The 22,380-nt window shown below is 65.9% G+C and carries 21 protein-coding genes; 5 read left to right on the top strand and 16 right to left on the bottom strand.

Translation table 11 applies throughout. The features are described from left to right. The first annotated feature begins 66 nt into the window (after positions 1-66). Together EEB18_RS15445 and EEB18_RS15440 are read left to right on the top strand one after the other, a co-directional pair. On the top strand, positions 67-1,911 hold the full coding sequence (locus EEB18_RS15445; RefSeq protein WP_187140916.1) for a DEAD/DEAH box helicase: 1,845 nt from the start codon (positions 67-69) through the stop codon (positions 1,909-1,911). A 182-nt stretch (positions 1,912-2,093) separates the two neighbouring features. Next, positions 2,094-3,071 (top strand): quinone oxidoreductase family protein, encoded by a 978-nt coding sequence (locus EEB18_RS15440; RefSeq protein ID WP_187140917.1) that lies wholly within the window; start codon positions 2,094-2,096, stop codon positions 3,069-3,071. Between the two features lie 90 nt (positions 3,072-3,161). Here EEB18_RS15440 and fghA read toward each other — a convergent pair whose 3' ends face one another. Further along, positions 3,162-4,025, bottom strand: a complete 864-nt coding sequence (gene fghA, locus EEB18_RS15435) for an S-formylglutathione hydrolase (RefSeq protein WP_187140918.1) — start codon at positions 4,023-4,025, stop codon at positions 3,162-3,164. 71 nt (positions 4,026-4,096) lie between these two features. On the opposite strand from fghA, the gene EEB18_RS15430 reads away from it, so the two are divergent. Beyond that, the gene (locus EEB18_RS15430) at positions 4,097-5,230 is read left to right on the top strand and encodes a serine hydrolase domain-containing protein (RefSeq protein WP_262407952.1); all 1,134 of its coding nucleotides are present in this window, start codon (positions 4,097-4,099) and stop codon (positions 5,228-5,230) included. Between the two features lie 214 nt (positions 5,231-5,444). Continuing rightward, on the top strand, positions 5,445-5,687 hold the full coding sequence (locus EEB18_RS15425; protein WP_187140919.1) for a hypothetical protein: 243 nt from the start codon (positions 5,445-5,447) through the stop codon (positions 5,685-5,687). 61 nt (positions 5,688-5,748) lie between these two features. On the opposite strand, the gene EEB18_RS15420 is transcribed toward EEB18_RS15425, so the two are convergent. From EEB18_RS15420 to EEB18_RS15360, 13 genes are all read right to left on the bottom strand, one after another. Then, complete coding sequence (locus EEB18_RS15420) at positions 5,749-6,252, bottom strand: prolyl-tRNA synthetase associated domain-containing protein (protein WP_187140920.1); 504 nt, start codon at positions 6,250-6,252, stop codon at positions 5,749-5,751. Between the two features lie 9 nt (positions 6,253-6,261). After that, positions 6,262-6,642: a VOC family protein gene (locus tag EEB18_RS15415; RefSeq protein ID WP_056346275.1), complete on the bottom strand. Its 381-nt coding sequence runs from the start codon at positions 6,640-6,642 to the stop codon at positions 6,262-6,264. Between the two features lie 32 nt (positions 6,643-6,674). Then, complete coding sequence (locus tag EEB18_RS15410; protein ID WP_187140921.1) at positions 6,675-7,151, bottom strand: hypothetical protein; 477 nt, start codon at positions 7,149-7,151, stop codon at positions 6,675-6,677. Positions 7,152-7,205: 54 nt separating this feature from the next. Then, complete coding sequence (gene purU, locus EEB18_RS15405; protein ID WP_187140922.1) at positions 7,206-8,066, bottom strand: formyltetrahydrofolate deformylase; 861 nt, start codon at positions 8,064-8,066, stop codon at positions 7,206-7,208. A 7-nt stretch (positions 8,067-8,073) separates the two neighbouring features. Next, positions 8,074-9,186: an S-(hydroxymethyl)glutathione dehydrogenase/class III alcohol dehydrogenase gene (locus EEB18_RS15400; protein WP_187140923.1), complete on the bottom strand. Its 1,113-nt coding sequence runs from the start codon at positions 9,184-9,186 to the stop codon at positions 8,074-8,076. Between the two features lie 232 nt (positions 9,187-9,418). Next, positions 9,419-9,976: a T6SS immunity protein Tdi1 domain-containing protein gene (locus EEB18_RS15395; protein ID WP_187140924.1), complete on the bottom strand. Its 558-nt coding sequence runs from the start codon at positions 9,974-9,976 to the stop codon at positions 9,419-9,421. A 63-nt stretch (positions 9,977-10,039) separates the two neighbouring features. Continuing rightward, positions 10,040-11,419: an L-serine ammonia-lyase gene (locus EEB18_RS15390; RefSeq protein WP_187140925.1), complete on the bottom strand. Its 1,380-nt coding sequence runs from the start codon at positions 11,417-11,419 to the stop codon at positions 10,040-10,042. Continuing rightward, positions 11,416-13,284, bottom strand: coding sequence for an acyltransferase family protein (locus EEB18_RS15385; protein WP_056346265.1), 1,869 nt, complete (start codon positions 13,282-13,284; stop codon positions 11,416-11,418). The genes EEB18_RS15390 and EEB18_RS15385 overlap by 4 nt, the downstream gene beginning before the upstream one ends. 116 nt (positions 13,285-13,400) lie before the next feature. Next, positions 13,401-14,012, bottom strand: coding sequence for a superoxide dismutase (locus EEB18_RS15380; protein WP_187140926.1), 612 nt, complete (start codon positions 14,010-14,012; stop codon positions 13,401-13,403). A gap of 200 nt (positions 14,013-14,212) precedes the next feature. Further along, complete coding sequence (locus EEB18_RS15375) at positions 14,213-15,781, bottom strand: cisplatin damage response ATP-dependent DNA ligase (RefSeq protein ID WP_056346260.1); 1,569 nt, start codon at positions 15,779-15,781, stop codon at positions 14,213-14,215. Then, on the bottom strand, positions 15,778-16,791 hold the full coding sequence (locus tag EEB18_RS15370) for a ligase-associated DNA damage response exonuclease (protein ID WP_187140927.1): 1,014 nt from the start codon (positions 16,789-16,791) through the stop codon (positions 15,778-15,780). The genes EEB18_RS15375 and EEB18_RS15370 overlap by 4 nt, the downstream gene beginning before the upstream one ends. After that, positions 16,791-18,206 carry a UdgX family uracil-DNA binding protein gene (locus EEB18_RS15365; protein WP_262407951.1) on the bottom strand — a complete coding sequence of 472 codons (1,416 nt, stop codon included), beginning with the start codon at positions 18,204-18,206 and terminating at the stop codon, positions 16,791-16,793. Before EEB18_RS15365 ends, EEB18_RS15370 begins: the two co-directional genes overlap by 1 nt. Positions 18,207-18,214: 8 nt before the next feature. After that, positions 18,215-19,465 (bottom strand): putative DNA modification/repair radical SAM protein, encoded by a 1,251-nt coding sequence (locus tag EEB18_RS15360; protein WP_187140929.1) that lies wholly within the window; start codon positions 19,463-19,465, stop codon positions 18,215-18,217. On the opposite strand from EEB18_RS15360, the gene EEB18_RS15355 reads away from it, so the two are divergent. After that, positions 19,464-20,072, top strand: a complete 609-nt coding sequence (locus EEB18_RS15355) for a hypothetical protein (protein ID WP_187669012.1) — start codon at positions 19,464-19,466, stop codon at positions 20,070-20,072. The genes EEB18_RS15360 and EEB18_RS15355 overlap by 2 nt on opposite strands. Positions 20,073-20,079: 7 nt before the next feature. Here EEB18_RS15355 and EEB18_RS15350 read toward each other — a convergent pair whose 3' ends face one another. Together EEB18_RS15350 and EEB18_RS15345 are read right to left on the bottom strand one after the other, a co-directional pair. Beyond that, positions 20,080-20,817: a Crp/Fnr family transcriptional regulator gene (locus EEB18_RS15350; RefSeq protein ID WP_187140931.1), complete on the bottom strand. Its 738-nt coding sequence runs from the start codon at positions 20,815-20,817 to the stop codon at positions 20,080-20,082. A 19-nt stretch (positions 20,818-20,836) separates the two neighbouring features. After that, the gene (locus EEB18_RS15345; RefSeq protein WP_262407950.1) at positions 20,837-22,312 is read right to left on the bottom strand and encodes a GAF domain-containing protein; all 1,476 of its coding nucleotides are present in this window, start codon (positions 22,310-22,312) and stop codon (positions 20,837-20,839) included. Positions 22,313-22,380 lie beyond the last annotated feature (68 nt).

Below are 22,380 nucleotides of genomic sequence, written 5' to 3'. Positions count from 1 at the left end.
TTGCCTGATGGCGGCGAGGATACCCAAGAAAACGGCATATCGCCGCACAGGATAAGAAGAACAATAATGCCTTTCGAAACGATGTCTCCCGTCCTTGCGGACGCTCTGACCGCGCGCGGTTACGAAAATCTCACCCCCGTCCAGACCCACGTCGTCGAACCCGAAGCGGTTGGCCGCGACCTGCTGGTCTCGGCGCAGACCGGCTCGGGCAAGACCGTCGCCTTCGGCCTCGCGATGGCCGACCAGCTGATCGAGGACGGCCGCCTGCCCTTCGCGACCTCGCCGCTTGCGCTGATCATCGCCCCGACCCGCGAACTCGCGATGCAGGTCAGCCGTGAACTCAGCTGGCTCTATGCCAAGGCCGGCGCGCGCATCGCGACCTGCGTCGGCGGCATGGACGCCAGCAAGGAACGCCGCACGCTGAACCAGGGTGTGCAGATCGTCGTCGGGACCCCCGGCCGCCTGCGCGACCATCTCGAACGCGGCGCGCTCGACCTCACCGCGCTGCGCGTCGCGGTGCTCGATGAGGCCGACGAAATGCTCGATATGGGCTTTCGCGAAGACCTGGAAGAAATCCTCGACGCGACCCCCGAGACGCGCCGCACCCTGATGTTCTCGGCGACCATCCCCAAGCCGATCGCGAACATGGCGAAGCGCTATCAGCGCGACGCACTGCGTATCTCGACCGTGGGCGAGGATCGCGGTCACGGCGACATCAGCTATCAGGCGGTGACCGTTGCCCCCGCCGATATCGAGGGCGCGGTGATCAACCTGCTGCGCCTCCACGACGCCGAAACCGCGATGCTGTTCTGCGCCACGCGCGACAATGTCCGCCGCCTCCACGCCAGCCTGACCGATCGCGGTTTCGCCGCCGTCGCGCTGTCGGGCGAGCATAGCCAGAACGAACGCAACGCCGCGCTGCAGGCGCTGCGCGATCGCCGCGCCAAGGTCTGCGTCGCGACCGACGTCGCCGCACGCGGGATCGACTTGCCCAGCCTGTCGCTGGTGATCCACGTCGAAATCCCGCGCGACGCCGAAACCCTCCAGCACCGCTCCGGCCGCACCGGCCGCGCGGGCAAAAAGGGCACCGCAGTCATCATCGTTCCCTATCCGCGTCGTCGCCGCGTCGACGGCATGCTGCGCGGCGCGCGGATCAACGCCGAGTGGATGGAAGCGCCGACCGCCGCCGATGTCCGCCTGAAGGATCAGGAACGGCTGATCGAGAAATTGCTCGCCCCGGTCGAGCATGAGCCCGAGGATATCGAACTCGCGCAGCGCCTGATGGCCGAACGCTCGCCCGAGGACATCGCCGCGTCGCTCGTCCGCGCCCACCGCGCGCTGATGCCGGCGCCCGAGGATCTGATCGACAACAGCGCGCGCGGCCGCGACAGCGCCGGCCGCCCCGAACGCGGCGAGCGGTTCGAGCGTCCCGATCGCGGCGAAGGCGGCGGCGACCGCCGCGAAGGGTTCGAGGATAGCGTCTGGTTCCGCCTCAACATCGGCCGCCACCAGAACGCCGACCCGCGCTGGATCCTGCCGTTGCTATGCCGCCGCGGTCATGTGACCAAGGGCGAGATCGGCGCGATCCGTATCGGGCCGAAGGAAACGATGTTCAACATCCCCCGCGCGATCGCCGACCGCTTCGCCGAAGCGGTGGTGCGCAGCGCCAACGAGGATGGCGAGGACGACAGCGGCGTCGCGATCACCCCCGCACCCGACGGCCCGACCTACCCGCCACGCCGCGACAAGGGATCGGGCGACCGGGCACCGCGCGCGACGCTTGGTCGTGCCCCCGGCGGTGATCGATCGGGTCCCCGCGGACCGCGTAGTCCGGGCGGCCCCGGCGGCAACACCGAACGCTACAAGCCCAAGCCCTTCGGCCAGCGCAGCCCGCGCCGCCCGTCGAAGTAAGCGGCAGGCTATGATCTAGAACATCGTCCTTTCGAGCGTAGCGAAGCAATCCAGGGGCGGCCCTGTACCGCTCTGGATTGCCGCGTCGCCTTCGGCTCCTCGCAATGACGATGGCAATGAACGACTGCCCTTGCACTCCCCAGCCCGCCCCACCAGATGGGCGGGACAGCAGGAGCGCGATCATGCAAGCAGTCCAGGCCTTCATCGAAACGCAGGGCGGCCCCGAAGTCATCGACTGGCGCGAGGTGACGCTCGGCGCACCCGGGCCTGGCCAGGTGCTGCTGCGCCAGACCGCGGTCGGGCTCAACTATCTCGACACCTATCACCGCGACGGCACCTATCCGATCGCGCTACCCAGCGGTCTCGGCGTCGAATCGGCGGGTGAAATCATCGCCGTCGGCGAAGGCGTGCTCGGCCTCCAGCCCGGCGACCGCGTCGCGACCTTCGGCCCCGATCGCAATGCTTATTCCAGCGCCCGCCTCCTCCCCGCTGCGTCGTTGTTCAAGCTGCCGCCGGGCATCGACGACGAAACCGCCGCAGCGGGCCTGCTCAAGGCCTGCACCGTCGAGATGCTGATCGAACGCTGCGCCAAGGTCGAGGCGGGCTGGCCGGTGCTCGTCCATGCCGCTGCGGGCGGGGTCGGGCTGATCCTCGTCCAATGGCTGAAGGCGGTCGGCGCGACGGTGATCGGTACCGTCAGCACCGAGGCCAAGGCGCAGGCGGCACGCGAGGCGGGCGCCGACCATGTCCTGCTGTACAAATCCGACGATGTCGCGGCGCATGTCCGCGAACTGACCGACGGCCAGGGCGTACCGGTGACCTTCGACGGCATCGGCATGGCGACGTGGGAGGTATCGCTCAAGGCCACCGCGCGGCGCGGACTGATCGTCAGCTATGGCAATGCCGGCGGCCCGGTGACCGGCGTCAACCTCGGCATCCTCGCGCAGCATGGCTCGCAATTCGTGACCCGGCCGACCCTGTTCGACTATTACCTCCACCCCGGCGAACGCGCCGCGGGTGCCGCGCGGGTGTTCGAGATGATCGAAAGCGGCGCGGTGAAGATCACCGTGGGCCAGCGCTACGGGTTGCAGGACGCGGCGCGCGCGCATGCGGACTTGCAGGCCGGGCGGACGACGGGGTCGACGGTGCTGATTCCGTGACGTCCCCCCGCGAAGGCAGGGGCCGCTGGCGGCCTTGCCCAGCGCGGCAGCGTAAATAGCTAGCGGCCCCCGCCTTCGCAGGGGCGACGGTTACGCCTTCAACCGCTCCGCATGCCAGGCGACATGCTCGGCCAGAAAGGTCGAGATGAAATAATAGCTGTGGTCATACCCCGGCTGCATCCGGATCTCGGCCTTTTGCCCGTTGCGCTCGCAGGCATCGACCAGCAATTCGGTCTTGAGCTGTTCGACGAGAAAATTGTCTGCATCGCCCTGATCCACCAGCAGGTCGGGGACGCGCAGCCCCTGATCGAGCAGCGCACAGGCATCATAGGCGTGCCAATCCTCGCGCGCGTCGCCGAGATAGTTCGACAGCGCCTTCTCGCCCCACGGGCATTGCAGCGGCGCGACGATCGGCGAAAAGGCCGAGACCGAGCGGAACCGGTCCTGATTGCGCAGCCCGATGGTCAGCGCGCCATGCCCGCCCATCGAATGGCCGGTGATCGCCTGCCGCGTCAGGTCGGCGGCCGGAAAATTGCGCAGCACCAGCGAAGGCAGTTCGTCCTCGATGTACGAGCGCATCCGATAATGTTGCGCCCAGGGCTCCTCGGTGGCATCGACATAGAAGCCCGCACCGAGCCCGAAGTCCCACGCTCCCTCGGGATCGTCGGGCACGGCGTTTCCGTTCGAATCGGGCCCGCGCGGGCTCGTATCGGGGGCGATGAAGATCACGCCATGTTCGGTGCAGGCGGCGCGATATTCGCCCTTTTCCATCACATTGGCGTGGGTGCAGGTCAGCCCCGACAGATACCAGAGCACCGGCAGCTTCGCGCCCTCGGCATGATCGGGAATGAAGACCGCGAAGGTCATGTCGGTGCCCGTCGTGGTGCTGGCATGTTTGTACACACCCTGCGTACCGCCATGGCTGCGGACGGAGGAGAGGGTTTCGATGGTCATATCTTTGTCCTGCTTGTCTTTTCGCGAGCCTAGTTCATGCTGGCCCGAAATCAAAAGGGGGAGAGCGCCGAGTGTTCGATAATAGCATCCACGGAACGTGTCAGGACCGCTTTGGCGCCGTCCGCCTCGCCATGGCCGCCAGCCTTGCGGCGGGAAGCGACGTCGGCCTGTCCTTTTGCGCGACGATCGAGGGCGAAACGGTGGTCGATCTGTGGGGCGGCCACGCCGACGCGGCGAAGACGCGGCCGTGGCAAGCCGACACGATCGTCAACGTCTATTCGACCACCAAGACGATGACCGCGCTGACCGCTCTGCTGCTTGCCGATCGCGGCGACCTCGATTTCGCGGCGCCGGTCGCGCGCTACTGGCCCGAATTCGCCGCCAACGGCAAGGACGGCGTCACCGTCGCGCATCTGATGAGCCACAGTGCCGGCCTGTCGGGCTGGGAAGCCCCCATCACGACCGAGGATTTCTACGACTGGGACAAGGTTACCTCGCTGCTCGCGGCGCAGGCACCCTGGTGGCAGCCCGGCAGCGCGCCCGGCTATCATGCAATCACCCAAGGCTATCTGGTCGGCGAAGTCGTTCGCCGCATCACCGGCAAGTCGCTCGGAACCGTCTTCCGCGAGGAGATCGCCGAGCCGCTTGGCGCCGACTTCCACATCGGCCTGCCCGCGTCGGAGGATCACCGCGTCGCCGACCTGATTCCGCCGCCCGAAATGACGATCGATTTCACCGGCGACGTCCATCGCAAGACTCTCGTCAATCCCGGCATCGACGTGTCGGCAACCCGCACCCGCGCCTGGCGCGGCGCCGAAATTCCGGCGGCGGGCGGTACAGGCAACGCGCGCAGCGTCGCCGAAATCCACGCGCTGCTTGCCAACGGCGGCGTCGCCAAGGGCAAGCGTCTGCTGTCCGAAGCGGGGTGCCGCAAGGCGCTCGAGCTCCAGATCGCGGGCACCGACATGATCCTCGGCGTCCCGATCCGCTATGGCATGGGTTTCGGCCTGCCGAGCGAACTGGTGCCGCTGCCCAATCCGAACACGATCTTCTGGGGCGGTTATGGCGGCTCGCTGATCATCATCGACATGGATGCCCGCGCGACCTTCAGTTACGTGATGAACAGGATGGAGGTGGGGCTGACCGGCGACCCGCGCTCCTTCGCGCTGATCGGTGCGATGTGGATGGCGATGGCGGCGGGCTGAAATCCGCGGACCACCGGCCGAACCGTTGCGGGACGGCTCGGCTCGCCCCGCGTTCGAGTGCGTTCGTCCTGCGAACGGACATTTTGCGGCGAAGCGAGCAACTTTCGAATGATGCCAAGGCTTTGCCCTATGCCACAGTCTGCGGGAAACGGCGGGCATGGTCATTGCGGGCCGGTCGTTCGGCCCCTTCCATCATTCCACGATAGGGGAATTTATGCGTAAGATTTCGATTGTGACCGCTGCGGCGGCAAGCCTGTTCATCGCGCCGCTGGCGAGTGCCCAGGAACCCGACGCGCCGGCACCGAAGGAAGAACCGGCACCGGCACCGGCACCGGCACCGGCCCCCGCACCCAGCGAAGAGCCGACCGCCGACCCGGCCCCGGCCCCGACCGACGAACCCGCGCCGGGCGACGAACCGGCCCCCAGCGAAGAGCCGGCGCCCGAACCCCAGGCTTAACAACGCCGCCGGGACTTCCCGGATGAAAAAGCCGTCGAAGCCCAAGCGCTTCGGCGGCTTTTCACTGTCCGTCTTGCATGGGAATCCCGGCAACCAATGGCTGGTGCCCCCAATGGCGCAGCAAATCCAGGATCGCGGCGCCCGACAGCCCCAACGTGCCGGTGTTGCGCAGGGGATGGACGTTGACCGTCTCCGCATCCGCCAACCCGGCGTCGATCACGACGGTTATGCTGCCCGGCGACGCGTTGATCGCCGCGAGCGGCGTGACCGACCCCGGCGCGATGCCGAGCAGCCGTCCCATATCCTCGGCTTTGCCGAAGCTGACGCGCTTGCTGCCGATCGCGTCGGGCAGCGCCTTCAGATCGACGCGCGCCTCCCCCGGCACGGTGACGAGCCAATACGCCCCGCCATTGTCCTTCAGGAATAGATTCTTGGTGTGCGCCCCCGGTATCGCGGCGTTCACCCCGTCGCTCTCGGCGACGGTGAACACCGCGACATGATCATAAGAGGCGAAGGGAATGGCAAGCGCATCCAGATCCGCCAGCAATCCCGCTTCGCCCCGCATGACTCCTTCTCAGACGACGCGATGCAGCGCGCAGAGCTTGTTGCCCGACGGATCGCGCAGATAAGCGAGATAGAGCTGGCCGAAGCCGCCTTCGCGAACGCCCGGCGGGTCTTCGATCGAGGTGCCGCCGTTGGCGACGCCGGCATCGTGCCACGCCTTTGCCTGTTCGGGGCCTTCCATCGCGAAACCGATGGTGCAGCCGTTGCCGACCGTCGCCGCTTCGCCGTCGATCGGCGCCCCGACGAGGAACAGCCCGCCATTGTGCATATAGATCAGGCGGCCCTTGTCGTCCTGGATCGCCGGCTTGCCGCCGATCGCCTGAAAGGTCGCGTCATAGAATTTCCGGGCGGCCTCAAGGTCGTTCGACCCGACCATGTTGTGACTGTACATGTCTCTCTCCTCTTCGTTGATTTTGTGGGGCGCTACGGCGTGCTACAGCCGCCGGCGCGCACCGGGTCCCACACGCGGATGCCGCCGCTCCAGCCGAGATCGGCGCTCTCGCGGTTCGCCATCGAGTGGGTGACTCCGATGATCTTGAAATACCATTCGCCGGGTTTCAGATAATGCGCCTTGTTCGCGCCCCATTCGATCAGCTGGCCGGGGCGCACCTCGTCCATCCGCATGTCGAGCATGAAGCACACCGGCTTTTTGCTCAGGTTGCGCGCGTGATAGAGCAGGCCCGGCAGTTGCGCCGGCGTCACGCACTCGGGGCAGATCAGCGTGGCGATATTGTCCTGCTGCACCGCGACGCGCCCGTCCTTCGATTCGAAGCGCGCGGCGCTATGCTTGGTCGTCACATAGCTGGTGTCGGGTGCCGGGCCGGCGTCGAGCTTTTCGGCGGCGAACGCCGGCCCGGCGAGCAACAGCGCGAGGGCGGTGCCCAGCAATCTCTCGGTCATCGCGTGAAGTCCCGTTATGCGTTGCGAATCCAGACGGACATGCTGCCCGCTTTGTCAGCGAAATACCACCGTCTTGCGGCCGTCGATCAGCACCCGCTGCTCGGCGACCCAGCGTACCGCGCGTGCCAGCACCTGTGCCTCAACGTCGCGGCCGATGCGGATCAGGTCGTCGATCCCGTCGCGATGGTCGACGCGCTCGACCGCCTGTTCGATGATCGGCCCCTCGTCGAGGTCGCCGGTGACGAAATGCGCGGTCGCGCCGATCAGCTTGACCCCGCGCTCGTGCGCGCGGTGATAGGGTTTGGCGCCCTTGAAGCCCGGCAGGAAGCTGTGGTGGATGTTGATGCAGCGCCCCGCGAGCTTTGCCGACAGGTCGCCCGACAGGACCTGCATATAACGCGCGAGCACCAGATATTCGGCGCCCGCATCGGCCATCACCTGCAGGATCGCCGCTTCCTGGCTTGCGCGATTGGCGTCGCTCACCGGCAGATGATGGAACGGCACCCCGTGCCATTCGGTCAAGCGCCGCTGATGCTCGTGGTTCGACACCACCGCGGCGATATCGATCGCCAGATTGCCGGTCGACCAGCGGTGGAGCAGGTCGTTGAGGCAATGGCTGCCCTGCGACACCGCGATGACGAAGCGCGGCTTGACCGCGCTGTCGCTGATCCGCGCATCCATCGCGAAGCGCTCGACCACCGGAGCGAACGCCGCCTGCACCTCGGTAAACCCGTCGGGAAAGCGCAGCCCGGCGCCGCGAAAGGCGACGCGCATGAAAAAGCGCCCGGTGTCGAGGTCGGCATATTGCTGGCTGTCGAGGATGAAGCCGTCACGCTCCGCGAGCAGCCCCGTCACCGCCGCGACGATGCCGACCGCGTCGCCGCAGCTGAAGGTCAGGACATAGGGTCCGGTCATGCCCGGATCAGAACACCACGACGCTGCGAATGCTCTCGCCCGCGTGCATCAGGTCGAAGCCCTTGTTGATCTCTTCCAGCCCCATGACATGGGTGATCATCGGGTCGATCTCGATCTTGCCGGTCATATACATGTCGACGATCTTTGGCACGTCGGTGCGGCCCTTGGCGCCGCCGAACGCGGTGCCGCGCCAGTTGCGCCCGGTGACGAGCTGAAACGGCCGCGTCGCGATCTCCTTGCCCGCCTCGGCGACCCCGATGATGATCGAGGTGCCCCAACCGCGGTGACAGGCTTCGAGCGCGGTGCGCATCACTTCGGTGTTGCCCGTCGCGTCGAAGGTATAGTCGGCGCCGCCGTCGGTCAGTTGGACGATCGCGGCGACCGTGTCTTCGCGGCTCATGCCCCTGGTGTTGAGGAAGTCGGTCATGCCGAACTTGCGGCCCCATTCCTCGCGGTCGGGGTTGATGTCGACGCCGATGATCTTGTCGGCGCCGGCGAGGCGCGCGCCTTGGATCACGTTCAGCCCGATGCCGCCGAGGCCGAAGACGACGACATTGTCGCCGACCTGGACCTTCGCGGTGTTGATCACCGCACCGACCCCGGTGGTGACGCCGCAGCCGATGTAGCAGCTCGACTGGAACGGCGCGTCCTCGCGGATTTTCGCGACCGCGATCTCGGGCAGCACGGTGAAGTTCGAGAAGGTCGAGCAGCCCATATAATGGAAGATCGGCTGGCCCTTGTAGCTGAACCGCGTCGTGCCGTCGGGCATCAGCCCCTTGCCCTGCGTCGCACGGATCGCGATGCAGAGGTTGGTCTTGCCCGACAGGCAGCTTTTGCACTGGCGGCATTCGGGGGTGTAGAGCGGGATGACATGGTCGCCGGGAACGACGCTGGTCACCCCCGCGCCGACTTCGCGCACGATGCCTGCGCCCTCATGACCGAGGACGCTCGGGAAGATGCCCTCGCTGTCGAAGCCGTCGAGCGTATAGGCGTCGGTGTGGCAGATGCCCGTCGCCATGATCTCGACCAGCACCTCGCCCGCCTTCGGGCCTTCGAGGTCGAGTTCGACGATTTCGAGCGGCTTCTTCGCTTCGAACGCAACGGCGGCGCGGGTCTTCATGGGCGGGTCTCCTTCTCGGCGGCTCCAATCAGGCAAATGGGGCGGCAATGCAAGACGCGAGGAAGCTTCGGCGACGGAGATTACCCGAAATGAGCGCGCGAAACTCGCATAACCGTCACCCCGACTGGAGGCGCGGTTGCTGATCGGCAAGCGGCCAGAATTGCTGGGGGCGTTGCAGCGGAGTGAAGGGGCCTGATAAACCAAGCATTCAGCCGGTTGGCCGAAAGATAGCCTAGTCCGCGATTTTGAAACCGCTGATACGCGTGCCCGGTGGTAAGTCCTTCACCTGTTCGTGAAGCTGCCCGGCGATATGCACTTTGACCACGAACGAAATCTTATGCACTTTATCGAGCGACATCGGTCCGCCGACTATTGGCGCTATTTCGAAGTCGTAACACTCGCCAGCAGTTAGATTAATGCCTTTGTTGCGCGCGCCGATCACCATCCCCGCCAACAGCAATTCATCTCGACGATCAGTCTCTTGAAGGGTGGCGGTAAAGTCGGCGAGATTATCGCCCACCTTCGACAAGCGACCCTCAATCATATCAAGAAACTGGATTGAACCGTCTTCAGCACGAAAGAACACGTCGCCAAAAGCAGAGACTGCAATCACGGCAAGGTTGTTCAGTCCGATCCAAGCCCAACCATCAAGCGCTCGCTGAACATCGTTCGCGGCCACATCGATGAAAAGAAACTCAAGCTCGGGAGGGCCGCCAATCTGCGTCAAATCCACCGCGACAACCTCCGGCACCTGCTCAGACTGTTTTCGCCGAAAAAATTTTCCGAACATCGCGCGCCCTCGCAGTTTTGGATAGTCTAACGACGAAACGTCTGTCGTCGCAATCACTACCCCTCAACACTCTACCACGCTGACCGCCAGCCCGCCCTTAGACGTTTCCTTATACTTATCCCGCATGTCGCGGCCGGTCTGCAGCATCGTCGCGATCACCGTGTCGAGGCTCACCACGTGCGTGCCGTCGCCGATCATCGCGATGCGGCTCGCATCGATCGCCTTGATCGACCCCATCGCGTTGCGCTCGATGCACGGAATCTGCACCAGCCCGCCGATCGGGTCGCAAGTGAGGCCCAGATTATGCTCCATGCCGATCTCGGCGGCGTTCTCGACCTGCGCATTGGTGCCGCCGAGCGCCGCGGTCAGCCCCGCCGCCGCCATCGAGCAGGCGACGCCGACCTCGCCCTGGCAGCCGACCTCGGCGCCCGAGATGCTGGCGTTGCGCTTATAGAGCGCACCGACCGCGCCCGCAGCGAGCAGGAAGGTCCGCACCCCCGCATCATCGCCGCGATAACCGCGGCGGTAGAAGCGGATCACCGCGGGAATGATCCCCGCCGCGCCGTTTGTGGGCGCGGTGACGACCTTGCCGCCCGCGGCATTTTCCTCATTCACCGCCATCGCCCACAGGTTGATCCAGTCCATCATCGCCAGCGGATCGGTCAGATTCGCTTCGTGGCGATTGCGGATATCGGCGGCGATCTGCGGCGCGCGGCGCTTGACCTTCAACCCGCCGGGCAGGATTCCGGTGCTGCAGCAGCCCGCGTCGATCGACGCATCCATCGCCCCCGCGATCGCGTCGAGCCCGGCGTTCACCTCGTCGAGGCTGCGGTGGACCAGTTCATTCTCGAGCATCATTTCGGCGAAGCTCTTGCCCGCCGCGGCGCCCATGCTCAGCAAATCGGCACCCGAGGTGAAAGCGAAGGGCAGGCTCACCTCGTCCTCGGCGCCGCGACTGTTGCGCCCCGCTTCCTCCTCGTCGACGACGAAACCGCCGCCGATCGAGAAATACATGCGCTTCGCCAAAATCTCTCCGCCCGCATCGCGCGCGGTGAAGCTCAAGGCGTTGCTGTGGAACGGCTGGCGCTGGCGCATCTGGAAATGCAGGTCGCGCGCGGGCTGGAAACGGACGCGCTGGCGCCCGAGCAGATAGAGGAAACCCTCGCCCTCGGCGCGGTCCCAATGCGCCTTGATCGCGGCGAGGCTGGTCGAGGCCGGGATTTCGCCCGCGAGCCCAGCGACCACCGCGGTGTCGGCGGCGTGGCCCTTGCCGGTCAGCGCGAGCGAGCCATAAAGGTCGGCTTCGACATGCGCGGTCTTCGTCAGCAGCCCCTGCTCGTCGAGCCACACGGTAAAGCGCCGCGCCGCGACCATCGGGCCGACGGTATGCGAACTCGACGGGCCGACGCCGATCTTGAACAATTCGAACAGGCTGATGGTCATGGTTTTGCCGGGGCAATCGCTTCGAGGGGGAATTTCGCGACGATCTCGCGCGAGGCCTGCAGCGTATAATGGCCGTAGTCGAAATGGAAAGGCGAACCGTCCGACGCGAACAGCGGGCAGACGGTTTTCGGACATTCCAGATCCTGCAAGGACACGTAGGTCGCACCCGCCGCCCCGACGCGCCGCGCCATCTCGCGATCGAGCGCCATCCGTTCGGGGTCGCGGCCGCTGCGGACCAGCGCGAAATCGTCGCGGGCGATCGCGCGCGCGAGCAGGCGCGGCATCGGCTCGTCATATTCGACCGTCGGACCGATGACGGTGACCGGCACGCCCTTGGCGCGAACATGCGCGATGGCGCGAAGCAGGCCGTCCATCTCATCGGCGCGCCAGCGGCCCGAGAGGATCACCCGGTCGAGCCGGCCCGTACCCGGAAGCGTGCCGAAGCCGATCTCCATCACTTCGGTGCAGCGCTTGTCGCCCGCCGTCGGCCAGACCGGGCGGCACCCCGAAGCGGTCACCTGCATCACATTCATATCCGCGAGGCGCTCGCCCAGCGCGCGCGCCAGATGCCCGGCGTGACTGTCGCCGAGGATCATGATGTTCGGCCGGTCGGGACGCAGCGTCGCACACCGCGCAACGTCGAAATGCGGCGTGTCGCTGTTCGCCATGCAGATGCCGTTGCGGAACTGCAAAATTCCTTCGGGCGCATAGTCATAGTCGAGATAGGTCAGCACGCGCGCGATGCGCGGATCGGCGATCCGCTCCTTCGCCGCCTGCACCGCGAGCAGTGCCGCGGCGCCCGCGACGAGCAGCATCGCGGCGAGCGCGGCCCACAACACGCGCGGCGTCGCCCACGCCCTGCCGCGCCGAAGGAAGGGCTGTTCGATCAGGCGATAGCTGAGGATGGCGAGCGCAAAGGAAATCGCGATCGTCGCGGCCATTTCGCCCGCGTCGAGCGTCAGCCCGCGCTCGAAGCGCCAGAAGGCCATCACCGGCCAGTGCCACAGGTAAAGCGAATAGCTGATATCGCCGACGAAGCGCATCGGCGCGAGCGACAGCAGCTTCGCGGTGCCGCCGGTCTCGCCATAGGCGATGAGCAGCGCAGTGCCGATGCACGGCAGCAACGCCCAGGGCACCGGGAACGCCATCTCTTCCTCGATCACGAACAGCGCCGCGACGACCATCGCAAGGCCCGTCCAGGTCGCGACGGCGCGCAGCCGCGGGCCAAGCGTGGGGAAGCCGCCGGTGGCGACCAGCCCGCCGAGCGCCAGTTCCCAGGCGCGCGACGGCAGGAGATAGAAACTCGCCTGCGCCTTGTTGATGTGGATCAGCCCATAGCCGATCGCCAGCGACACCGCGGCGATCACCCATAGTGCCGCGACGATATGACGCGGCAGCCAGCGGCGCAGCGCGATCAGCAGCAGCGGGTAGAAGATATAGAATTGCTCCTCGACCCCCAGCGACCAGGTGTGGAGCAAGGGGGTGAGTTCGGCGTCCCCGAAATAATTGACCGTGCGCCAGAACCAGATGTTCGACCCCGACAGCGCGGTGGCCGCGGCGCTCCACGACAGGTCGCGCATATCCTGCGGGAACAGGCGCCACCAGCCGACCGCGAGCACGACCGCCAGCATGACGAGCAGCGCGGGCAGGATGCGCAGCGCACGGCGGCGATAGAAACCGGTCAGGGTGAAGCGATCGGCGTCCATCTCCTTCAGGATGATGCGGCTGATCAGATAGCCCGAGATGACGAAAAAGATGTCGACGCCGACGAACCCGCCGGGGATCGCGGTGAGCCCGGCGTGGACGAGCAGGATCGGCAGGACGGCCAGGGCGCGCAGTCCGGCGATGTCGTTGCGATACTGCATGATCCCCCAAATAGGCTGGCCGGCGCGCGCGCCGCGCGGCGGCCCGGACCTAGCCGCTTGGCGTCATTTGGGAAAGGGGGGATGGGCGGACGGCATGCGCCGCCCGCCCGATCGGATCAGGGATAGGTCCAAGTGCCTTCGCGTGCGAAATTCTCCGCCGCGAAATCCCAGTTCAGCAGATTGTCGACGGTCGCATTGACATAGTCGGGGCGGACATTCTTGCGATCGATATAATAGGCATGTTCCCATACATCGACGACGAGCAGCGGCTTGATGCCCGCGGTCAGTTCGGTGCCCGCGTCGTGGGTGTCGGTGACCGACAGCGTGCCGTCGCGCGAGACGAGCCACGCCCAGCCCGACGCGAAATGGTTGATCGCGGTTTCCTTGAGCTTCTTCTTCAGATCGTCGAGCGACCCGAAATCGCGGTCGATCGCGGCGGCGAGGTCGCCCTCGGGCGCGGTCGCATTCGGGGTCAGGCTGTTCCAGTAGAAACCGTGGTTCCACGACTGGGCGGCGTTGTTGAACATGCCCTTGTTGCCCGACCCTTCGGCATGGTGGATGATTTCCTCGAGGCTCTTGTCGGCGAGTTCGGTGCCATCGATCGCGGCGTTGAGCTTGTCGACATAGGTCTTGTGATGCTTGCCATGGTGCGTCTGCAGCGTTTCGGCCGAAATATGCGGCGCGAGCGCGTCCTCGGCATAGGGCAGGACGGTGAGAGCGATCGTCATGGCAGTCTTCCTTTTTTATCGGGGAGTATGGGCCCCTTAACTCGGGATAGCGCGCCGCGGTTGCAAGGTTTGAGGGGCAAATTTTCAGAACCTTGGCTCCCAAAACATCGTCATTGCGAGCGAGGCGAAGCGATCCAGAGCGGTTTACGCGGGCTCTGGATTGCCGCGTCGCCTCCGGCTCCTCGCAATGACGATGTGAATCAGGTCGCCATCGCCAGCAATGTCGCCACCCGGTCCGCCTCCTCCGCCGGCTTATCGCGCCGGATCCGCGATATCCGCGGGAAACGCATCGCCAGCCCCGACTTGTGGCGCTTCGACACGTGGATCGAATCGAACGCCACCTCGAGCACCAGCGACTTTTCGACCTCGCGCACCGGGCCGAAGCGGTTCAGCGTGTGGTCGCGCACGAACTTGTCGAGCCATTTCAGCTCCTCGTCGGTGAAGCCCGAATAGGCCTTGCCGACCGGCAGCAATTCGCCCGCGTCGGACCAGCAGCCGAAGGTATAATCCGAATAGAAGCTCGCGCGGCGCCCGTTGCCGCGCTGCGCATACATCATCACGCAATCGGCGGTGAGCGGGTCGCGTTTCCATTTGTACCACAGCCCGGCGCGGCGCCCCGCGACATAGGGCGCGTCGCGGCGCTTGAGCATCACCCCCTCGATCGCCGCATCGCGCGCGCCGGCGCGGCGCTCGGCAAGGTCGTCGAAGTCGGCGGCGTCAATGACCTGCGACAGGTCGAAATGGCTGTCGGCGAGTCGCGGCACAAAGGCCTCGAGTTGCCGCCGCCGCTCGGTCCACGGCAGGGCGCGCAAATCGGTGCCATCGACCGCGAGCAGGTCGTAGACGCGCACGAAGGCCGGATAATCGGCGAGCATCTTTTTCGACACCGTCTTGCGTCCGAGCCGTTGCTGCAACGCATTGAAGCTTGCCGCCTCACCCCCCTGCGCATCACCCCGCACGAGCAATTCGCCGTCGATCACCGCATCCTGGTCGAACGCCGCGACCAGTTCGGGAAAGGCGGCGCTGATCTCCTCGCCGCCGCGGCTGTAGATGCGCGTCTCGCCGCCGCCATGGACGATCTGGACGCGAATGCCGTCCCATTTCCACTCGGCGGCATAGTCGGCGAGATCGACACTTTCTTCCTCTAGCGGATGCGCGAGCATGAAGGGGCGGAAAAAGGCGACGTCGGCGAGATCGGGCCGCTCGGCGCGGCCTTCGCCCCAGGCGAAGAGCGGTGCATAGGGTGGCGGGATCGCGTGCCACAGTTCCTCGACGTCATCGACCGGCACATCGAACGCCAAAGCGAACGCCTGTTTCGCGAGCCGCGCCGACACCCCGACGCGCATGCCGCCGAGCGCCAGCTTGAGCAGCGCATAGCGTCCGTCAGCGTCGAGCCGGTCGAGCAGCGATGCGACGACGGCGGGCGCATCGCTGCGGCTGGCGCCCGCGAGCGCATCGACCACTTGCGATACGCTGAGATCACCCTCCACCCCCGGCGCATCGGGCCACAGCAACGCCGCCGTCTCCGCGGTATCGCCGACGAAATGCCGCGACAACCGGAACAATTCCTCGTCGACCCGCGTCGCCAGCAATGTCCGCACCATCGCCGACTTCACCGCCGGAAAATCAAGGCTCTCGGTCAGCGCGGCGATTGCCCAGCCGCGATCGGGGTCGGCGGTGTGTTTCAGATAATCGGCGATCAGCGCCAGCTTGCTGTTGCGCGAGCGGGTGTAGATCAACCGGTCGATCAGCGCCGCGAAGCGCTTCACCCCTCCTCCTCCAGATCACGGCCCACCAGATGCAGCGCGCGCGCTTTCCGCTGATGCAGCTCGCACCAGCGCAGCAGCCCGTCCTCGCTGCCATGGGTGATCCACGTCTCGCGGGGGTTTACCTCCGCGATCGTCGTCGTCAGTTCGTCCCAGTCGGCATGGTCCGAAATCACCAGCGGCAGTTCGACCATCCGCTGCCGCGCGCGCTGGCGCACCCGCATCCAGCCCGACGCCATCGCGGTGACCGGATCGGGCAATCGCCGCGACCAGCGGTCGTTGAGCGCCGACGGCGGCGCGACGATGATCTGTCCCGCCATTTCGGTCTTGTCGGTTTCGCTGACCAGCCGCAGTTCCCCAAGATCGACACCGTGCATCGCATAAAGCTGGCACATCTTTTCGAGCGCGCCGTGGATATAGATCGGCGCGTCCCAGCCCGCGCCGCGCAGTTCGGCAATCACCCGCTGCGCCTTGCCGAGGGCATAAGCACCGACGAGTACCGAGCGATCAGGCTCGGCACGCACCGCGCCGATCAGCTTGGCGATCTCGTCGGTCGTCGGCGGATGGCGGAACACCGGCAGGCCGAAGGTCGCCTCGGTGACGAAGATGTCGCACGGCACCACCTCGAACGGCGCGCAAGTTGGATCGGCGCGGCGCTTGTAGTCACCGGTGACGACGATGCGCTCGCCGGCATATTCCATCAGGATTTGCGCACTGCCCAGCACATGCCCCGCCGGATGAAAGCTGAAGCGCACCCCGCCGCGCTCGAATCCGTCGCCGTAGGGAAAAGCCGCATTGTGGCTCGCCTCGACATCGACGCCATAGCGCAGCGCCATGATCGCCAGCGTCTCGGGGGTCGCATAGACCGAAGCGTGGCCGCTGCGCGCATGGTCGGCGTGGCCGTGGGTGACCGCGGCGCGTTCGACCGGACGCGACGGGTCGATCCACACATCGGCGGGCTTGACGTAGATGCCGCTCGGGTGCGGCTCGATCCAGGTCCTGGCCTTCGCCATCAGGCAGCGAGCTTTCGCGCCCGGGCCAGATCGGCCACGAACGCCGTCCGCTCCTCGGCCGCGCGATCGTGGTCGGGCAGGCGCAGCAAGAAGGAGGGGTGGATCGTCGCGATCAATTTCGTGCCCCCTGCCAGTTCGTGCACCGTGCCGCGCATCGATGTGATGCTCGCACTCTTCCCCGTCACCCCGCGCAGCGCGCTGCCACCCAAGGTGACGATCAGGTCGGGCTGCACCAGCGCGCGCTCCTTGTCGAGCCACCAGCGGCAGCTGTCGATCTCGCCCGTCGTCGGATTCTGGTGCAGCCGGCGTTTGCCGCGCGGTTCGAACTTGAAATGCTTGACCGCGTTGGTGAGGAAAACCGACGTGCGGTCGAGCCCCGCCTCTTCAAGTACCTCGTTCAGCAATTGCCCCGCCGGGCCGACGAAAGGCCGCCCTTCGAGGTCCTCGCGATCGCCCGGCTGTTCGCCGACGAGCATGATCCGCGCCGCGCCGGGACCCTCGCCCGTCACCGCCTGCGTCGCGTTGCAATGAAGCGGGCAGCGTGTGCAGCCGCCGATGGCGCGCGCGAGGTCGGCGAGCGTATCGATATCGTCGGTCAGGGCCAAGTCGTCGATCACGCGGGTTCGCCATTTGTCGGTTTGCGGGTTTGCTAGCGAAACGGCGGTCTCACGCATCCGTTCCACCCGCGCCCCGGCCCCGGCAAGCAAGGACGCGATATCCTGCGCCTCGGGCAGATTGTGCCAATATTTCTTCGGCATCTCGGCGCGCATCGCGGCGATCTTGACGCGCGCCGGGTTGAAGATCGCGCCATAATAAGTGCGCCACTGATCCTCGACGACGTCGCTGCCCGGCACCTCGTCCTTCGTCCCGCCATCGCCATAGCGCAGTATCTCAGCCTGCCAGATCGCGCGCGCGTCGGGGGTAACGATCGCCCAATCCATCCCGGTGAAGCGGCGCTGAAAGAAGGGTGCGGTCAGCCGCAGGATGCGATGATCGGGCTCGAACCATGCGGCGAAGCTTTCGCGACCGCCTTCCTCGCCGAGCCGCCGGAAACGTACAAAGGCGTGCATCTTGTGAATGTCGCGGCGGATCGCCTTGTCGGTCTTGCGGAGCCAATCAACATCGGCGTCGGTCGTCCGCGCCAGCAATTGTCGCTCGCGCGCCGTGCGCCAGACGAGGCGATACAGCCGCGCCGGGACTTGCGGGTCGCGGTGACAGATCACCCGGTCGGCCATTTCGAGCAGTTCGCGCGGCAGCGACACCGTACCCGCCGATGCGTGCACCTCGTCACCACCGAACAGCGAAGCCCCCTCCTTCGCGCCGCGCCAGTTCACATCCTCAGGCGCGATGCCGCCCGCCAGCAACCCGCGGGCCACCGCGCGCCATTCGGCGAAATCGCCGGGGGTCCGCAGCACCGCCTCCCTCACAGCGCTAGCGCCAGCTGCTCCGCGGGCGGCGCGAAACGCGCGCGCAAATCGGCGCTGTCGGTGAGCTTCCCCGGCCGCCAGTCGAGCGTGACGATGAAAGGCAAGAGCTTCTTCACCGACGACGTCAGCTTCGCCAGATCGCCGAGCCGCAGCGCGCCGGTACGCCGCACGGCGACGATGCGCTCGACCGCGCGCGTCCCCAGCCCCGGCACGCGCAGCAGCAATTCGCGCGGCGCGCGGTTGATATCGACGGGGAAAATCTCACGCCGCATCAGCGCCCAGGCAAGCTTCGGATCGATGCTCAGGTCGAGCATGCCCTCGCTCGCCCCCTCCATGATCTCGCTGCGCGCAAAACCATAGAATCGCAGCAGCCAGTCGGCCTGATACAGCCGATGCTCGCGCATCAAGGGCGGGCGCACCGGCGGCAGCGCGCTGCTCGCGTCGGGGATCGGGCTGTACGCCGAATAATAGACGCGGCGCAGGTGATAGCCCGAATAGAGATTGTCCGCCGCCGCGAGAATATCGTCGTCGCGCGCGGCGTCGGCGCCGACGATCATCTGCGTCGATTGCCCCGCCGGCGCGAAGCGCGGCGGTGCCGCCTTGCCGATCAGCCGGCTCTTCGCAGCCTCGATCGCGTCGTCGGCGCCGACTCGCACCGACGCCATCGTCTTGCGGATCGTCGCGGGTTTCTTTTCAGGCGCGAAACTCTCCAGCCCCGCCTCGGTCGGCAGCTCGACATTGGTCGAGAGGCGATCGGCATAGAGACCCGCGAGTGCGACCAGCGCCGGGTCGGCGCCCGCGATCGTCTTCAAATGGATATAGCCCTGAAAGCGATGCTCCTCGCGCAATATGCGCGCGACCTCGACCAATTGCTCCATCGTATAATCTTCGGAACGGATGATTCCCGACGACAGGAACAGCCCCTCGATATAATTGCGCTTGTAGAAATCGAGTGTCAGCGTGACGACCTCTTGCGGCGAAAACCGCGCGCGCTCGACATTGCTCGACGCGCGGTTGATGCAGAAGCGGCAGTCGTAGATGCAGAAATTGGTGAGCAGGATTTTCAGCAACGAGATGCAGCGCCCGTCGGGGGCATAGCTGTGACAGATGCCCATGCCCTCGGTCGACCCGATGCCCCTGGTCGCCAGCGAATCGCGTTTGACCGTCCCCGAGGACGCGCAGGACGCATCATACTTCGCAGCGTCGGCGAGTAGCGCGAGCTTCTGGAGAATCGTCTTGCGGCTCATGCGGACCGGCATAGCATATGGAACAAAGAAGGAACAAACTTGGGTTAAGGATGATCGGCAGGCCGTGCTTGTCGGTTTGCCCCGCCTGCGGCATGATGCCCGCAACGACAATTTTTCGGGCGGAGCAGGGGCTTTGGCGTCGAAGGTGAGACGATATATTCTGGCCCCGTTGCTGCTGATGGGGTTCATGGCGTTCTGGAGCCTGATCACCGGACGAACCCCGGATCTATCGCTGGTGCTGTTCGTGTTGATCGTCAGCTGGACATCGACCTATTTCGGCAATCGCGATCCAATCGATGGCGATATCGATTTCGATGCACCGCCGACACGCAACGAAATGATCCGGGCTGTCGCCTGCGCGCCGTTGGGTCTCCTAGGGCTTGGCGTCTTCATCTATGAGCTGGTCACAGGGTTAGATCGAGGGATTATCGAGATCTCATCGGCGCGCGATTGGACGGTGTCGTGGGCCGGGCATCCCTTCGGCTTTGTCTTCACCATCGCCATGTATCTGGTCTTCGCGGTGCTGATGCTCGCGGTGCTCTGTTATTCCTGGTTCACCATCCGCGAGTGGATCGACGAGCGCCGCGTCGCGACGGATCGCCGCTAAGCACCGATCACCCCCGCCCCAGCCGCATCCGGAACGCGTCGAGGTGAAAATAGCTCGGGTCGAAATCGCACATCGCCGCCAGCGCATCGGGATCGAGGAAACGGATCCACTGCCGGCTCATCTCGATATAGCCCTCGCGGACCAGCCGCCGCAGCACGCGGTTGGTGTGGATCGGGGTCAGCCCCAACGTGTCGGCGATCTGCGTCTGGGTCATCGGCAGGCGCAGCGTATCGTCGCCCGCCAGCTTCACGATCTGCGCGCGGCGATGGAGTTCGAGCAGCAGGTGCCCGATCCGTTCCTGCGCGCTCTGGCGCCCGTTGCGCACGATCTGTTCGCGCAGGAACGCCTCCTCCTGCACCTGCGTCCACCAGAAGGCCATGGTCAGAGCGCCCGACCCCGACATCAGGTCGCGCACCGCTTGCGGCGCGATCGCATAGGCCGACCCCTGGGTGATCGCGAGCACGCTGTGGTCGGCCTCGGCCGCCACCAGCACCTGCAGGTCGAAGATGTCGCCGGGGAGCAGGATGTTGAGGATCTGGCGCCGACCGTCCTCGAGCTCCTTATAGCGCGCTGCCCAGCCTTCGCGCATCACCAGCACCGCGTCCATCGGCTGGCCGGCGGTCACGATCTCGCTGTTCGCGGCAAAGCTGCGCACCTTGCCGCCGAGCGCGAGCATCTGCTCTCGCTCGTGCGCGCCGAGGTCACTGTAAAACTGCAAGCGCGCCACCAGCGCTTCCAACGTCATAAAGCCCCCGCCTCGATCGTTAAGCTTCGCGCCACCGCGCGGGCAATGTGATGGTACAGACCAGGCCGCCGGGTTCCCAGCGTCGCTCGATCGTCCCGCCAAGGTTATTACGCACACTGCGCTCCATCAACAAGGTGCCAAAGCTGGTACGCTGCGGCGGACCGGCGATCGGCGTGCCGCCGCTCTCGGTCCAGATCAGGCGGAACTGCCGGTCGGCGTCGCCCTCGGCATCCTGCGACCAGGCGACATCGACACTCCCGGTCTCGCTGGCGAGCGCGCCGTGCTTGACCGCATTGGTCGCGAGTTCGTTGAACAACAGCGCCATCGCGACCACCGCATTTTCGGGCAGCTCGAGATCGGGACCAGACCAGGTGATGCGCGGGAACGCCGCCTCGACCTCACGCAGCAGCGCGTGCATCGACCCGGTCAGGAAATTGGCGCCGAGCAGGACATTCTGTGCGCGGTTGAGCGCATCGAGCCGGCTGCTGATCCGCTCGACATAATCGTCGACATCGACCGCGGCATGGCGGGTCAGCGAAATGATCGCGCCGACGGTCGCGAACAGATTGCGCATCCGGTGGTGCAACTCGCGCATCAAGATCGTGTCGTTGTCGCGCCGGTTGCGCTGTTCGGTGATATCGATGCTGACCCCCGTCAGCATCGCGTCGTTCGACCGCACGTCCCAGTCGCCGCGGATCGACAGCCAGCGAATGCCGTGTTCGGGGTGCAGGATGCGATGCTCGACCGAATAGGGGGTGCCGTTCGCGATCGAATCGTCGAGCACCGCGTGCACCAGCGCATGATCTTCGGGGTGGATGCGCTCGAAGGCCAGCGCGGCGGTGGCGAGCGCCGTGTCATGATCGGCGCCCCACAATTCGGCGACCGCACCGTGCCATTGCAAAACATCGGTGCGCGGGTCGAGCTGCCAGGTCGCGACCCCCGAAAAATCGAGCGCGCGCTCGAGCATGTGGCGCGCGGCGTCGCGCTCCATGCCGATCCGCCGCAGATCGGCCTCGGCCATGATGATCGAGGCGAAATCCGCGAGCCGTTCGAGCTCCTTGGGCGTCAGCGCCGAGCGCGGCTTGCGGTCGATGATGCACAGCGTTCCGAGTATGGCCCCGTTATAGGCGTAGAGCGGCACCCCGGCATAGAATCGGATGTCAGGCGCCCCGGTGACCAGCGGATTGTCGCGAAAGCGCGGATCGGTCGAGGCGTCGGTGACCACCACCGGCCGGCCCTCGGCGACGACGAACTGACAGAAGCTGATGTCGCGCGGCGTTTCAGGCACGTCGAGGCCGAAGGCCGATTTGAACCATTGGCGGCAGTCGTCGATCAGCGACACGAGCACGATCGGCGCGTCGAACAGGTCGGCGACGAGTTTGGTCACCCGGTCGAATGCCGGTTCGGGCGCCGTGTCCAGGATGCGATATTCGCGCAGCGTCCGCAGCCGCCGGCTTTCATCGTGCGCGAGGTCCCTGTCCTCACCGTCCGCCAAATTTGCCCCCCTGTCGTCCCCTGGCGTCATCGCGCCGTGCCCTGGGGTCGCTGTGCCATGAAACCGGT

The organism is Sphingopyxis sp. OPL5 (genome assembly GCF_003797775.2).
Classification (GTDB): Bacteria; Pseudomonadota; Alphaproteobacteria; order Sphingomonadales; family Sphingomonadaceae; genus Sphingopyxis.
The sequence above is the reverse complement of the archived record's forward strand: the minus strand, read 5'-3'. Positions and strand labels throughout refer to the sequence as shown.